This is a genomic window from Parabacteroides sp. APC149_11_2_Y6 (genome assembly GCF_054506995.1).
On the sequence record NZ_CP173709.1, the window covers coordinates 3,263,047 to 3,279,067 of the forward strand.

At 41.0% G+C, this 16,021-nt stretch carries 8 protein-coding genes; 3 read left to right on the top strand and 5 right to left on the bottom strand.

Translation table 11 applies throughout. The features are described from left to right. Positions 1-221 precede the first annotated feature (221 nt). Entirely contained in the window at positions 222-2,810 is a 2,589-nt protein-coding gene (gene xyl3A, locus ACGE0T_RS13460) for a xylan 1,4-beta-xylosidase (protein ID WP_459190473.1), read from the top strand. A gap of 148 nt (positions 2,811-2,958) precedes the next feature. Here the strand turns inward: xyl3A and ACGE0T_RS13465 are convergent, their stop codons facing one another. Together ACGE0T_RS13465 and ACGE0T_RS13470 are read right to left on the bottom strand one after the other, a co-directional pair. Next, the gene (locus ACGE0T_RS13465; RefSeq protein WP_459187141.1) at positions 2,959-3,933 is read right to left on the bottom strand and encodes a type I phosphomannose isomerase catalytic subunit; all 975 of its coding nucleotides are present in this window, start codon (positions 3,931-3,933) and stop codon (positions 2,959-2,961) included. 14 nt (positions 3,934-3,947) lie between these two features. Then, positions 3,948-5,960, bottom strand: coding sequence for an alpha amylase C-terminal domain-containing protein (locus ACGE0T_RS13470; protein WP_459187142.1), 2,013 nt, complete (start codon positions 5,958-5,960; stop codon positions 3,948-3,950). A 146-nt stretch (positions 5,961-6,106) separates the two neighbouring features. Here ACGE0T_RS13470 and ACGE0T_RS13475 point away from each other — a divergent pair, with 146 nt between their 5' ends. Beyond that, complete coding sequence (locus ACGE0T_RS13475) at positions 6,107-8,431, top strand: cation:proton antiporter (protein ID WP_459187143.1); 2,325 nt, start codon at positions 6,107-6,109, stop codon at positions 8,429-8,431. A 56-nt stretch (positions 8,432-8,487) separates the two neighbouring features. On the opposite strand, the gene ACGE0T_RS13480 is transcribed toward ACGE0T_RS13475, so the two are convergent. From ACGE0T_RS13480 to ACGE0T_RS13490, 3 genes are read right to left on the bottom strand one after another with little or no spacing between them, the layout of a single operon-like run. Then, positions 8,488-9,441: a HEPN domain-containing protein gene (locus ACGE0T_RS13480; protein WP_459187144.1), complete on the bottom strand. Its 954-nt coding sequence runs from the start codon at positions 9,439-9,441 to the stop codon at positions 8,488-8,490. Between the two features lie 26 nt (positions 9,442-9,467). Next, positions 9,468-12,440, bottom strand: coding sequence for an AAA family ATPase (locus ACGE0T_RS13485; RefSeq protein ID WP_459187145.1), 2,973 nt, complete (start codon positions 12,438-12,440; stop codon positions 9,468-9,470). Next, positions 12,437-13,681, bottom strand: coding sequence for an exonuclease SbcCD subunit D (locus ACGE0T_RS13490; protein WP_459187146.1), 1,245 nt, complete (start codon positions 13,679-13,681; stop codon positions 12,437-12,439). The genes ACGE0T_RS13485 and ACGE0T_RS13490 overlap by 4 nt, the downstream gene beginning before the upstream one ends. A 631-nt stretch (positions 13,682-14,312) precedes the next feature. Between ACGE0T_RS13490 and ACGE0T_RS13495 the strand changes: the two genes are divergently transcribed. Further along, positions 14,313-15,983 carry a putative transporter gene (locus ACGE0T_RS13495; RefSeq protein ID WP_459187147.1) on the top strand — a complete coding sequence of 557 codons (1,671 nt, stop codon included), beginning with the start codon at positions 14,313-14,315 and terminating at the stop codon, positions 15,981-15,983. The last annotated feature ends 38 nt before the right edge of the window (positions 15,984-16,021 follow it).

The window sequence follows — 16,021 nt, forward strand, 5'->3', positions numbered from 1 at the left end:
AAAATAAACTTGAGTTCTTCATCCTATTCAATACAAATGTAGGATATTTCATAAAATAATTGCCAAAGTAACCTATTTTAAGTAATTGCACTTCGGTCTTTTTACTGAATTTATTAGTTTTGTTTCTTAAAAGGTGTAAGAACCTATTAAGAATAAGCTTTTTACCGTATCTAAAAAAATAACTAATACTAAACTCCATTCGCATGAAAAAAAAATACTTCATGGCTGGTATCCTGGCGATGTTTTTTATCGCTTCCTGTAACGAAAATCCTCAAAAGTATCCATTTCGAAATCCGGATTTGCCTGTAGACGAACGTATAGACGATTTATTAAGCCGTCTTACTCCGGAAGAAAAGATTGGGCAGATGATGAATAATACCCCTGCCATCGAACGGTTAGGCATCCCTGAATATGACTGGTGGAATGAAGCCCTGCATGGAGTGGCACGTGCCGGGCAAGCAACGGTTTTCCCTCAAGCCATTGCCATGGCTGCGACCTTTGATGATGAAGCATTACTCAAAACATTTACAATGGTAAGTGATGAAGCCCGGGCTAAATATCATCAATATCAAAGAGATAAAGAATATGACCGCTACAAAGGACTCACCTTTTGGACTCCCAATATCAATATATTCCGTGATCCACGCTGGGGACGAGGCATGGAAACATACGGTGAAGATCCTTATCTGACAGAACGGATGGGACTGGCTGTTGTAAAAGGATTACAAGGCGATGATCCTAAATATTTCAAAACACACGCCTGCGCCAAACACTACGCAGTTCATAGCGGTCCGGAATGGAACCGCCATGAATTCGATGTGGATGTTACTCCACGCGATTTATGGGAAACCTATCTGCCGGCATTCGAAGCTTTAGTAAAAGAAGGAAACGTACAGGAAGTAATGTGTGCTTACAACCGTTTTGAAGGAAAACCTTGCTGTAGCAGCGATAAACTCCTGATTGACATTTTACGGAATAGTTGGGGATACGAAAATATTATTTTATCCGACTGCGGAGCTATCAACGACTTCTGGGAAAGAGACCCGAACACTCCCCGGCATGAAACACACCCGGATGCAGAAGCAGCATCTGCGGATGCAGTGTTAAGCGGCACGGATTTGGAATGTGGCAATAGCTACCGCTCTTTAAAGAAAGCCCTTCAAGATGGAAAAATCACGGAAAAAGATTTGGATATTTCTCTTCGCCGTGTATTAAAAGGGCGTTTTGAATTAGGCATGTTCGATCCGGATGAACGGGTTCCTTATGCTCAAATACCATACAGCGTTGTGGAATGTCCCGAACATGTATCTCAATCTTTAGAGATGGCACGCAAGAGTATGGTTCTTTTAAAAAACAAGAATAACACGTTACCTCTCAGTAAAAACCTCAAAAAGATTGCCGTTGTAGGACCAAATGCTATGGATTCTACCATGCTATGGGCCAACTACAACGGTTTCCCGACACATACGGTCACCATTTTGGAAGGAATACGTAACAAAATGCCGAATGCCGAAATCATTTACGAATTAGGATGTAATCATACAAACGACTTTATAATGAAAGATTTGGGAGAATATATAACCTCTCCGTCAGGACAAGGCTTTGCTTCCGAATTTTTCAATAACACAAATTTTGAAGGAGAAGCCGTATATAAAGGGAATACTCGTGAACTGCATTATACAACAGGAGGAAATACCCAGTTTGCTCCCAATGTAAACCTGACAAATTTTACTGCACGGTTCACAGGCGAATTTGAAGCTCCGGAAACTACTTCTGTTGAATTTAAACTATCGGGTAATGACGCATTCCGCCTTTTCATAGGGGAAGAAAAAGTTGCCGAAGTTTGGGAAAATGAATATGGAGCAGAACGGACCTATACGCTTCATGCAGAAAAAGGCAAGAAATATCCGGTTAAGATTGAATACATGCAACGTGCCGGCAGTGCAGACTTAAATCTGTCGGTAGGTACACGCCAGCCTGTGGATTATATAGCAACCGCTACCAAAGTAAAAGACGCAGATGTAATTCTTTACGTAGGAGGTATCTCACCCCGTCTTGAAGGCGAAGAAATGCCTGTAGATGCAGAAGGTTTCAAAAAAGGAGACCGCCTCAATATCGAAATACCGAAGGTACAGCAAAAGATGATTAAAGCACTGGAAAGTACAGGCAAACCGGTAGTATATGTGCTTTGTACAGGAAGCGCCCTGGCCCTCAACTGGGAAGATGAAAATGTAGATGCCATATTGAATGCCTGGTATGGCGGACAAGAGGCTGGAACCGCTGTTGCTGATATTTTATTTGGCGATTATAATCCGGCAGGACGCTTACCTATCACTTTCTATAAATCCATAGACCAATTACCGGACTTCCAGAATTATAATATGAAAGGACGTACCTACCGATATATGACACAAAAACCTCTTTATCCGTTCGGATATGGTCTGAGCTACACGTCCTTTGATTATCAGGATGCAAAACTGTCCTTCAACAAAATCAAAAAAGATGAATCTGTAACGCTGACTTTAAATATCGCTAATACAGGAAAAATGGATGGAGATGAGGTTGTACAGATTTATATCAAAAACCCGAACGATCCGGCTGGTCCTATCAAAACACTGAAAGCCTTTAAACGTGTCAACATACAGGCTGGAGATACACAAAAAACCAGTTTTGAACTGGAACCGGAAACATTCTGGTCTTTCAATGACAAAACCCAGACCATGGAAGTCCGTCCCGGTAAATATCAGATCCTGTACGGAGGTTCATCCGACGACAAAGCACTGAAAAGTATACAACTGATAATTGAGTAAAAAGAAATTCATAAGTATGATTTTCGAAAATCATACTTATGAATTAGAAAAACCATAACTATAAATAATATATACCAAATACAAAAAACGGAGAATCGTCCAATAAATACTGGACAATCCTCCGTTTTTTTATATTACAGAAACTATTTTATCCGATAAATGTTTCCATAAACTTGGCCCCTGGAACCGGAGAAATCGTTACACTTTCCGTATCTGCAGGAATAAGAACCGTTTGCCCCTGATGAACATAAACTTCATTGCCTTTATTATCACGAAGAGAAGCTTTACCTTCCATACAGATATAAACCACAAACGAATCTAATTCTGAAAAATCACGTACCATAATAGAATCTATATCCAACAAGTTTGTTGTAAAATATTTGCAGTTAGCCAATTCGACTGTTGCATTGGTATGTGCTTTATAATGTGTACGATAATCAGGATAAACCGTATAATCGATTGCATCCTTAGCTAATTCGGTATGCAGTTCACGACCTTTACCGTTTGCATCCTTACGATCGTAATCATAAATACGATAAGTAATATTGCTGGTCTGCTGTATTTCTGCAATAAAACATCCGGAACCAATAGCATGCACACGACCGGCTGGAAGGAAAAATACATCTCCGGGAGCTACTTCATAACGTTGCAGGACATCCATAATTGTATTATTTTCCACACGCTTAACATACTCTTCCGCATCTATTTGTTCGGAAAAACCGGAATATAAACCTGCGCCTTTTGCAGCATTAATAACATACCACATTTCTGTCTTGCCGAATGAGTTATGTCTTTTTTTAGCCAACTCATCATCCGGATGTACCTGGATGGACAAATTATCACGTGCATCAATAAATTTAATCAATAGTGGGAAAGTAGAGCCAAACTGTTCCATTACGTTCTCTCCTATCAGCTGTTTACCATAGGTACGGATTAATTCATCCAAAGTCTTGCCTTCCAGCTCACCATTATCTACTATTGAATAATTACCTTCTACATGAGAAAGTTCCCAACTTTCACCGATACCTTCCTGTACCGGAGTGATACCCTTGAACGGGCAGATTTCTGACCCTCCCCAAATAACACTTTTGAGGATAGGTTTAAATGTCATTGGATATAACATAATTTTCCTATTAATTATTTTCCTACTTTTCTCAATACCACTGCACTTCGTGCCGGTATATATATTTTAAGCCATTCTTTTTTATCCTTCTTATATAATGGATCTAGCTGGGTAAAATGATGAATAGTATCGTCAGACAGTCCGAAACCACCAAAACGTAATGCATCTGTATTCAAAACTACTTCATATTCACCTTTCGGTACAAGGAATCCATAATCAGTAAATGACTTAGTGGGATTAAAGTTGAATACAAAGACCAAATCTTTGCGCATATAAGCTAAAATCTGGTCACCATCATTATCCCAAACTTTCTGAATCGGTGTAGACTGGAAGTTTTTCACACTCTTAATGAGTTCCAGCATTTCGCGGTCGAAATCACCCAGATAATGATATTTCAGATTCATATTATCAACCAAGTCCCATTGACGACGGGCATATTTATGCGACCATCCATTACCCTCACGCGGAAAATCAATCCATTCCGGATGACCAAATTCATTTCCCATAAAATTCAGATAACCGCCATTAATAGTAGATGCTGTTACCAAACGAATCATTTTATGCAAAGCAATTCCACGTTCCACCATGAAGTTATGATCGTCTGCCTGCATATGCCAGTACATATCTGCGTCAATCAAACGGAAAATGATTGTTTTATCGCCAACCAGCGCCTGATCGTGGCTTTCAGCATAACTGATCGTCTTTTCTTCTGCCCTGCGGTTGGTTGTTTCCCACCAGATAGAAGACGGATGCCAATCTTCATCTTTCTTTTCCTTGATCGTTTTAATCCAGTAATCAGGTATATTCATTGCCATGCGATAATCGAAACCATAGCCGCCATCTTCAAATTTAGCAGCAAGTCCCGGCATACCACTCACTTCTTCAGCAATAGTAATCGCATTTTTATTAACTTCATGAATCAGCTTATTGGCAAGCGTAAGATAAGCAATCGCATCTCCATCCTGATGACCATTAAAATAATCGCCATAATTACAGAAAGCTTCACCCAATCCATGACTATAATATAACATAGAAGTTACCCCGTCAAAACGGAAACCGTCAAACTTATATTCATCTAACCAGAATTTGCAGTTTGACAAAAGGAAATGAAGCACTTCGTTTTTTCCATAATCGAAGCAAAGCGAATCCCATGCCGGATGTTCACGACGGGTGCCACCTAAGAAATATTGAGTATAAGAACCATCAAAACGTCCTAAACCTTCCACTTCATTCTTCACAGCATGACTGTGTACAATATCCATAATCACGGCAATACCCATACCATGGGCATCATCGATCAGTTGTTTTAATTCTTCCGGAGTACCGAAACGGGAAGAGGCGGCAAAGAAACTACTTACATGATACCCGAACGAACCATAATAAGGGTGTTCCTGAATCGCCATAATCTGGATAGCATTGTAACCGTCTTTTGCTATGCGAGGTAATATATTGCGACGAAATTCATCGTATGAACCTACTTTTTCCTCATTAGAACCCATACCTATATGGCATTCATAGATAAGTAATGGGGATACATTGGGCTTAAACCGTTTATTTTTGAACACATAAGACTCGGCGGGGTTCCATACCTGAGCACTGAAAATCTTGGTATTTTCATCCTGGACTACACGGCGTATCCACGCAGGTATACGTTCTCCGCTGCCGCCTTCCCATTCAACAAAGAGCTTGAAAAGATCTTCATGATGCAGCAAATCTTCTGCAAGCACAATCTCCCAGACCCCACCACCTAACCGCTTCAATTTATACTGCTCATCCTTCTTCCAGTCATTGAAAGTACCGATCAGATAAATAGCCGTAGCATTTGGTGCCCATTCACGGAAAATCCATCCGTCCTTTGTTTTATGCAATCCGAAGTACAGATACCCTGAAGCCATTTCCGATAATGTCAGTTTGCCATTATTGGTCAGATTCTTCTCCTTGTTCAATACATATTGGTATCTTCCTTCTATTGCCTCCTCGTAGGGGGCCAGCCAAGGGTCATTCTTTATTAGATTTAGCGACTCCATGATTTTTTGAATTTGGTTTCCTGCAAAGATAAAAGAAAAACAAATATCGCCCTAAGAAGTATTAAAAATAAAATGCACTTTTACCCGCCTACATGCTCAAATATTTAAGAAGTTTGGTTATTTTTGCATCAAACCATAAATAAAGGATGAGTAAAGGCAGTAAAAATATAACCTTTTACCTGTTGATGATACTGGTTTTCGGTTCATTAATGTATCTCGTTGCGGAGAAGGGTGAAAATTACGAAATCAACCTGACTTCCCATTCTGAGTATAATACTCCGAAAAATATGCAGGAAGGGTTCCTTGTATTTTGGGACTCTATGCTCCATCATATTCAATCCCCGATTGGTATCCTGCTACTCCAAATTATAGCGATCTTATTAATTTGCCGTTTATTCGGGTGGATGTTCCAGAAAATCGGGCAACCCACCGTTATTGGAGAAATCGTTGCCGGTATCGTACTGGGACCTTCCGTACTGGGGCATTTGGCTCCGGATGTCTCTTTTTTCCTTTTCCCTCCGGAATCACTCGGCAACATTACTATATTAAGCCAGTTCGGACTTATACTTTTCATGTTTGCCATTGGCATGGAACTGGATATTGGTGAAGTTCGTAAAAAGCTAAAAGAAACTATATTAATCAGCCATACAAGTACAATCGTTCCTTTCTTCTTTGGAATGCTGACGGCTTATTATGTTTATGAATCTTACGCTCATAAAGGAACGCCATTTCTTTCTTTTGCTCTGTTCATTGGAATTGCAATGAGTATTACGGCATTTCCTGTGCTAGCACGCATTATTCAGGAAAAAGGGCTTACTAAAACTCATCTGGGAACAATTTCCTTGGCGAGTGCCGCTAATGGGGACATTACCGCATGGTGTCTGCTGGCTGTTGTAATAGCTATAGCACAAGCGGGTAGCATGCTAAGTGCCATCTATAATATATTATTTTCGGTACTTTACATTGCATTTATGTTTTTTGCCGTCCGTCCATTCCTCAAGATGGTCGGTCATGTTTACCACAATAAAGAAGTAATAGACAAAGCACTGGTTGCTTTAATGTTTCTATTACTCATCTTATCCTCTTATCTAACAGAGATTTTAGGATTACATGCTTTGTTTGGTGCTTTCATTGCCGGAGTCGTAATGCCAGGTAATATGAAATTCCGTAAAATTATGACGGAAAAGGTCGAAGATGTATCTTTAGCACTTTTCCTCCCTCTATTTTTTGTATCTACCGGATTACGTACGGAAATAGGCTTATTGAATACGCCTGAATTATGGTGTATGTGCGGTATATTTATTGTAGTCGCAATTCTTGGAAAATTTGGCGGAGCATTCGTTTCCGCCCGTTTTGTAGGAGAAAGCTGGAAAGACAGTTTATATATCGGAGCTTTGATGAATACTCGGGGATTGATGGAATTGGTTGTATTAACCATTGGTTATGAAATGAAGATATTACCTCCTTCTATCTTCGTCATGTTGGTGTTAATGACTTTGGTTACAACATTCATGACCACCCCGCTGATTTCTTTTATCAAATTCTGCTTTCACGCCCGTGCTAAAATTATCCTGCACAAGCATACCGAAACGCTATCCAATGGGACATTTAAGGTCTTGTTGTCTTTCGGACGTGCCGGAAATGGACAGATTATGCTTGACGTCGCACACCAAATGTTTGCACACAATAAAAACAAATTAGACCTGACGGCATTGCACCTTACTGTTGGCTCCGACGTCAATCCTTTACATACGGATAATTTTGAAGAAGTCAGCTTTGGTCCTATCCTTTATGGTGCCAAGAAATTAGGTATACACATCCATACCCGCTATGAAGTATCAAACAATGCAGGTGAAGATATATGTGATATTGTAAACAATGAAGGATTTGACTTTTTATTGGTAGGTGCAGGTATTTCCATGAGTGACCTGCCGGAAGATATTGAAGCAAACCGTTATCGTACCTCTTTCTACAACCGTTACTTCAAACGCTTCAAAGCTCCGGAATCCTGGTTCTATCCGGGAGCATTATTGAAGGATAAAACCAAGATGTTTATCGCACGCAGTAATTGCGATGTAGGAGTATTCATTAATCGCAACTTTGTAAAAGCCTCAAATGCAATTGTTATCATATCCTCCGAAGATGATTTATTCTTGTTGGATTATGCTGCTACATTGCTGAAAACGACTTATGGTTCAGTATCCATTTTGAATAAAGCCAGTACAACTACTCCGGGATATGAACATATTGTAAGTGCCATTAGCGATTTCATGCAGGCAACCGAACAGGCTACATTGTTGCGAGATAAAGACCTTACTCCGGAATTATTCACGAATTTCAACTTTATGTTGATTAGTTATAATACATGGAATGATGTTTCGGAACACCGAAAAGAAGCATTACAGAAAATGCCGTCAACAATTATTCTCAGCAAAAATCAGTTCAAAGAAAAAATGGCAGAAAAATCATAATTATCACACCTGGCTATTGAAAATTTCTTCTTCAAACAAATATCAACCAGCCTAATTCAATTTTCAGCAGCCATAGGTCCGCTTTCATCCATATCCGGTCCTAAACCATTGCCTTTGTTTCCAATCTGACTTTCATAAAAACTAAGTTTTTCCTGACAAAGGCGGTGAGTTACCTCACGGAGAAAGTCAAGACGTGTAATAAGATATTGAATCTGTTCACGGCTCACCTGGTAATTCATATTATAACGTGCTTCTATATAAGCACGGCAAAGTAACTCATAACTAATCTGCGCCTGCTGCGTATCCATTGGAAAAACAAAAGACAAATCACGGGAGAGACTTTTCACCATAGCCTGTAACTCTGCCAGTTTATGATTCTTCGGACGATAATTCATACAGACCAGTAAAATAGCATAATAGAATTTTTCTGCCACCTGATGCAATAAAAAAGCAGCATTCATATAGTCTTTGTCTTTCAAGAAGAAAGACTTTACTCCTTTCAACATACTAACAGCCGAAGGATAATAGATATTAAACTCACGTTCGGCAATATCCTTTATCTCTTTATAATTGAGGCTGCAAGGTTTTGCTAATTTGAATGCTTTATCATTATAAAGCATAATACCGTCTTTCACTAAATCGGTGAAGAAATAATGCCTGTGTTCCAGATTTTCATTCAGTACATTTATATTCTCTACAATAAAACGGGGAATGGCATGACGTCTACCGGCAAACACCTTATTATAAACAGGCAAAACTTTATGGCGGAGGTTATTTTCCGTTATACGAATATTCAAGTCCGATACGACAATCAGAATATCATAATCACTTTGATAAGATGTATGAATGCCGAACTCCACACGTTCGTCCCATAATACATAATCTCCACGGGCATAACTGCCATAAAGAATAACCATATGACATCTGCTTATCTGCTTCTTAATCATATGTAGAAGGAACTCAAGTTCTTCCCGCGTATTTTTCCTGAAGTGTTTTATCGATCTTTTCATTTTCCGCGCTGTTATATCTTGCAAATTTAGATAATCTCGATATAACTACGTCCATTTCCGGCACGATTTACACGAATTTGGGCAGGAATACGCTCTGTCATCTCCTGCACATGGGAAATTACACCTATTTTCCGTCCTTGCGTACGAAGACTTTCCAAAGCATCCATAGCCACACGCAACGTTTCCGCATCCAGAGAACCGAAACCTTCATCAATAAAAAGACTCTCAACCTTCATCCGATTGGATGATAATGATGACAAACCCAGAGCCAATGCTAAAGAAACAAGGAAAGATTCACCTCCTGAAAGACTATGTACAGAACGGACTTCATCACACATATCACGATCTATTACCTGTAAAGCTAATGTTTCAGGTACACGTTCCAGCCGGTAACGCCGTGTCAGATTCCTTAATTGCACATTTGCATAGTTCAACAACAAATCCAATGTATATCCCTGGGCTACACGCCGGAACTTAGCTCCATCAGCAGAACCGGCCAGTTCATTCAATTTTGCCCAGCGTTCACTATCCAAACGTTTAGCCGTAAGTTCATTTTGCAACCCTGCCACCTTTTCTTTATTCTCCTTCTGGATACGAATACGAAAACTCAATTCCGTTTTTTCTTGAGTAACGCGAGCTAAAGAGTCTGACAAAGTTTCTCCACCGGATGCTCCTGTATAATCAACCATCCACTTGTCAAGCATTTCCTGACACTTGGTTAAATTGGCAGATGCTTCCGCCAAGTCTTTTTCTATCTGTTCGGAAATGCCACGCATCTGCTCAGCTATTCCTGCCTGTTCAGTCTGTGTGGCAAGTAAGCATTTCAAACGTTCTTTTAGCTCTTCAGAGCGACGAGTATACTCCTGCTCTACCAAATCTGCCGGACGACCATTCAAAAGAATGGAACGTTCCTTTTGCAAAACAACCAGAGCTTCTTTATTCTTTTCCAACTCCTGAACAGTTTCTTCCAAGCGTTTGTGTAATGATGGAAGAAAAGAAGCCAATGAGTCACTTTCTGCTTTTCGCGCACTCTGTTCACGCTCCAGTCCACGGAGTTTTTCATTATTTTCATGCCATTGACGGGCAAAATCGGTCAATGTTTTCCGAAAAGCAACCGGGTCCTGTTGCCATCCTTTCTGCCAGTCACTGCTTCCAAACAATAAATCTGCCGACTCTAAAGAACGGGAAAGCCGAACTGTTTGCTCTTTTATCATCTCATTTTCATGTGCAAGTTGAGTTGCCGACAATTTCCTCCCGGCAATAATGTCTTTACAACCGGCATCAGCTTCTGTCAATTCTTTATGAAAAGCAAGTTGTTTCTGTTGAAGAGAAGTTATCTGTCCGGAAAGTTTCGTATACGCCGTTTTCTTTTCTGACAATTGTTGAAGACGCAATGTCATTTGAGCGACTTGCTGGTCCGGAGACACAGCAGGAAGAGTGGAAAGAGCCGGATGATGCACACTGCCACATACAGGGCAAGGTTCCCCTTCCTGTAGCCGTGCACGCAACTCCTGTATATTTCCTGATGCAGCAAGGCGTGCCTGTTCTATCAGTAATTGTTCGCGTTCTTTTCTGACTTGTTCTATTTCCTGATCTAACCGGGATATATCAACCTTTTTTAATTCCGCTTCCATAGAACGGAAAGAGGTTTCTATCTTACTTAATTCCACACGTTTGGATTCTACAGCTTGCTGTAGAGTCTTCAATTTTAAAGCCTGTTTATCGTCTGCACTACGTATGGATAAAATTGTGCGGTTTGCCTTATCAATAGACTCACGTGCTACAGAAGCCGCATCAATATGGAGCAAAAGAGCTGATAACTGCTCCGCTATACTTTCTTTACTACGATACCGTTCGCGCCAAGCAGCAAGGTGAGTAATCTCTTCATTTCTTTGCTGCCACAATTTAAAAGCAGCCTGGTATTTATCATCCGCTTCTTTCAAACTGCCTGCAGCCCTTTTCATTTGTAATTCTGAATCCGATACGGTTTTCATCGCATTATCCAGTTGGATATCTACCCGCCTGGCTTGTTGTATCTCCTGCTTCAGAAGATTAAATGCAGTCTCTGACTTTTGCTGCTCCTCCATGCCAAGTTCATAGTCCCGACGAGCTGCAAGCAATAGTTCTGTTGCTTTTTGCAAACGAACAGCAGCATCTTTCCGACGGGATTCGCGATCTGTTATTTGCTGACGTGCAGAGCGTACAGCTTCTTCCAGAGCCTGCTGTTCCATTCTGGATTTATCAAGACGCAACAATGTGGCTTCTGCTGCAGATAAACGGGTCCGGATTTCCTCCTCTACTTCTTCCGTTAACAACTCTATTCCCTGTATCCGCTGATTTATTCCATCAAAAGCCTCTTTTGCCGCTGCATTTTTCTCAAATATCAACCGGGAAATAGCAGAATAAAGTTCAGTACCGGTTAACTTCTCCAATAAAGAAGCCTTTTCTCCCTGTTCGGCTTTCAGAAAGGTAGAAAAATCATTTTGTGCCAGAAGGACGGAACGGGTAAACTGTTCGAATGTAAGTCCGATTAATTCTATAATACGGGCTTGCAAATCAGAACGTCCTCCCTGCTCTTCTTCCTCTTTATCCAGATTATACAGGGTTGTACGAGGTTGCTGCAAACGACCGCTCTCTTTATCGCGTGCACGGGAAACCGACCAACGCGCACGATAACGATGACCATTCAATGCTACAAAATCTGTTTCAGCATATCCTGAGGCCGTGCCCCGGCGAAGCATAAAACGAGGGTCACTTTGTGGTAAGACCTCATCGTTCACATCACGCAATTTTACATTATTTTCTTTTGCTTGATTGGTACGGGGAGTACGGGCAAAAAGAGCCAGACACATCGTATCCAGCAAAGTAGATTTACCGGCTCCTGTGGGTCCCGAAATGGCAAATATTCCTGCCGAAAACAAGGGTTCCACTGTAAAATCAATATCGAACTCTCCCTCCAAAGAGGCAAGATTCCGACCTCGTATCGCTAATATTTTCATTGGGAAACCTCCCGTATTACATCATTAAACAAATGTTCCAGTTCCTCAGGCAGTTCTCTTCCATAACGGTTGGTAAAAGTATGCCGCAGCATATCCAGCGGATCTATCTTCTGCAAATCAGTACACGACAACAGAGTAGTTTCTGTTTTATCTTTCCGTTCAGGATAGGAAGGGACTATCGTTGTCAGGCGTACAGCTTTATCCTCCAACACCTCCTCTACCTTATGACGGAAAGAAGGGTCGGGTTCGGTCAGTAATACCTGTACCTCTAAATAAGGCATACATTTCTTATCACACGCTTCGTCAGCGAGAGGCAAACCGGCAAGTTGCAACAGAACCTCTTCCGGAGCCGCCGGACGTTCCGGTATTCGTCTCAAAGGTGCTAAAAGCGGGATTTCAAGCGGAATAATATCAGCCACTTTTCCTTTTTCTATATGGATTGCTACCACCTGATGCCGATAGTTTTTCTCCGAAAAGGACATCGGCAGAGGACTACCCGAATAGCGGATATTTTCTTTTCCTCCAATCCGTTGGGCTTTATGTATATGTCCCAATGCCGTATAAGCAAGTTCTTCCCCAAATGCAGCGGTTGAAACAGACTCCAAACCTCCCATTATCACCCGTTCGCTCCTGTCGTCATCCGAAAGTTCCGATCCGGTAGCATGCAGATGCCCCATTGCAATCAAAGCTTCACAGGCGGAACATTTTTCTTTTGCATAAGAGGCAAGTTGTTGATACATGCGGGTAACACCCCCAACATAAGTAGTATCCTCTTCTTCAGAGGGAGGATAATCCCCTTGGCGGAGATAGGGAACAGCAAGGCAAAGAGCCTCTTCTTCGCTTTGCTTATTGTATAAAGGTATTAGAAGGGAGTCGAAATCGATGGTTCCATCTTCTTTCCGACGGATAATACCGGTTATTGTGGTATTTAATTCTTCCAGTAAAGGAACAGGGGCCTCGAGACGTGCTGCCGAATCGTGATTTCCAGCTATGATAACTATTTGCAATTTAGGGCAACGCCTGTTTGCTTCCCTGAGAAAACGGAAAAATCGGTGTTGCGCCGAAGCAGAAGGGTTGGCCACATCAAAAACATCCCCGGCAATCAACAGCACATCTGTTTGTTGCTCTTCTAATGTAGCTACCAGCCAATTCAGGAAAGCATCATGTTCCTCCTCCCGATCGTAACCGAAAAAAGTCTGCCCGAGATGCCAATCAGCAGTATGTATTATTTTCAAAGACATAATTTCCTACAAATCCTTTAGCCATTTTTTGCCAGATGGGGTTTTCAAATAGATAATAAAACCACCTCCTACAATTATACAAGCTGTAAAAATCATACCTAACATACTCATCATTTTATGATTTTAAAATTTCATTACCAATATACACTAAAATAAACATAGTAATTATCTAACTTACTCAATTTAGCTAAATCAAAAAAGAACTTACCTAAATTCTCACGACGAAATCTTTTAAGAAGCTTCCCCTCTTTCTTTACTTCCTGTTGTTCCTGTCATTTTCCCATTGCAAATGTAGCATTTTAGTTTATAGCTTATAAACGTCTACATTGTAATATTATTGTCTATCAAGCCGGAATATACCAAACAGCTTTCCCGCTTGACTCAACATATGTCTCTCCGTTGTTCCGGAAAATATGTTACAGAATCCGTTTGTAAAAATAAAAGTATTGTACCAAAGATAATAGATATATAGACAAAAACCTTTATATGCCTACTTTTTTCTTCGTCTATGCAATCATGTCCGGTACTATCCCCATTGATTGCATAAACAGGAAGAATTGCTTTTGCTCCTTCTTCATTTGTTTATTTCGGGATATTAGCTCTATCTTTGTAGCCACAAAAAGACACTCGTATGGATTGGTTACAAGAAGCCTTTTTCACGCCATCAATGGTTCAGGCGGTTATTATCATCTCATTGGTATCCGCACTGGGTTTATATTTAGGAAGAATCAAAATATTCGGTATCTCACTGGGTATCACTTTTGTTTTCTTTGCCGGTATCTTTGCCGGACATCTTGGTATCGTTGTCAATAAAGATATGCTCTATTTTGCCCAAAGCTTTGGGCTGATACTTTTTGTATATTCTTTAGGTATGCAGGTCGGCCCCGGCTTTTTCGCTTCCCTGAAGAAAGGTGGTATCGCTTTGAATATGATGGGACTCAGTGTAGTCATGCTTGGGCTTCTCCTCGCTGTAGGATTTCACTTTATTACAGGTATTTCACTTTCCAATATGATAGGCTTGCTTTGCGGGGCAGTAACCAATACACCCGCACTGGGTGCTGCGCAACAAGCTCTGCTGCAATTAGACCCATCCAATACGAGAGGGGTTACAGATATGGCATTGGCATGTGCAGTTGCCTACCCATTAGGAGTTGTGGGGGTGATATTGGCTATTGTTGTGTTAAGAAAATTCTTCTCGGGAGAGCAGGAAACCGGTACTAAAGATAAACGGGATACCACCACTTATGTCGCCGAATTTCATGTCAGCAATCCGGGTATCTATAATAAAAGTATCAAAGATATAATGAAATTAACCGACAGGCATTTTGTTATTTCCCGGGTATGGCGCAATGGAAAAGTCAGTATCCCGACATCTGATACATTACTGAAAGAACACGACCACCTTCTGATTATATCGGTCAAAGCAGACGTTGAATCTATCAAGGCATTATTCGGAGAACAGGAAAATGTAGACTGGAATAAAGAAGACATCGATTGGAATGCTATCGACAGCCAACTGGTTTCACGTCGTATCGCCGTCACCCGCAACCGGGTAAACGGAGTAAAACTGGGCTCCCTCCGCCTCCGTAACCTATATGGCATCAATATCACTCGTGTAAACCGTGCAGGCATCGACTTGTTGGCATCCCGAGACCTGCGCTTGCAGATTGGCGACCGGTTAACAATCGTGGGAGAGGCTAATTCGGTAAATACAGTAGGTAAAATATTAGGAGATGAAATCAAACGATTGGATACCCCTAATTTATTATCCGTATTCGTCGGTATATCACTGGGAATGTTATTGGGAGCTCTGCCTATCACATTTCCGGGAATGTCTACTCCGGTAAAATTAGGTATTGCCGGAGGTCCGATCATTGTAGGTATCCTGATGGGGGCATTCGGTCCGCGTTTTCATCTTACCACGTATACAACAATGAGTGCCAATTTGATGCTGCGCCAATTAGGAATTGTTATCTATCTGGCTGGGCTGGGCATTGAATCCGGGGCACATTTCTTCGAAACGATATTCCGTGCCGAGGGATTGATATGGATCGGATTAGGCTTCCTGCTAACCATTGTCCCGGTACTGATTGTTGGTTTTATCGCAGCCCGTTTCTTCAATCTGGATTACGGTCATAATATCGGTATGCTTTGTGGTAGCATGGCAAATCCGATGGCACTGAGTTATGCCAACACGACCGTAGAAGGTGACGAACCTTCCGTTTCTTATGCCACCGTATATCCGCTTTCGATGTTTATACGTGTGATAACTACGCAGTTAGTATTAATGTTGCTTTTATAAAGACAATAGTTCGTCAAACATTCAATTTACATTTATGC

Bases quoted from the DNA above. Each gene is read 5' to 3' on its own strand.
- xyl3A (WP_459190473.1), top strand. From the start codon at position 222: ATGGCTGGTATCCTGGCGATGTTTTTTATCGCTTCCTGTAACGAAAAT.
- ACGE0T_RS13465 (WP_459187141.1), bottom strand. From the start codon at position 3,933: ATGTTATATCCAATGACATTTAAACCTATCCTCAAAAGTGTTATTTGG.
- ACGE0T_RS13470 (WP_459187142.1), bottom strand. From the start codon at position 5,960: ATGGAGTCGCTAAATCTAATAAAGAATGACCCTTGGCTGGCCCCCTAC.
- ACGE0T_RS13475 (WP_459187143.1), top strand. From the start codon at position 6,107: ATGAGTAAAGGCAGTAAAAATATAACCTTTTACCTGTTGATGATACTG.
- ACGE0T_RS13480 (WP_459187144.1), bottom strand. From the start codon at position 9,441: ATGAAAAGATCGATAAAACACTTCAGGAAAAATACGCGGGAAGAACTT.
- ACGE0T_RS13485 (WP_459187145.1), bottom strand. From the start codon at position 12,440: ATGAAAATATTAGCGATACGAGGTCGGAATCTTGCCTCTTTGGAGGGA.
- ACGE0T_RS13490 (WP_459187146.1), bottom strand. From the start codon at position 13,681: ATGTCTTTGAAAATAATACATACTGCTGATTGGCATCTCGGGCAGACT.
- ACGE0T_RS13495 (WP_459187147.1), top strand. From the start codon at position 14,313: ATGGATTGGTTACAAGAAGCCTTTTTCACGCCATCAATGGTTCAGGCG.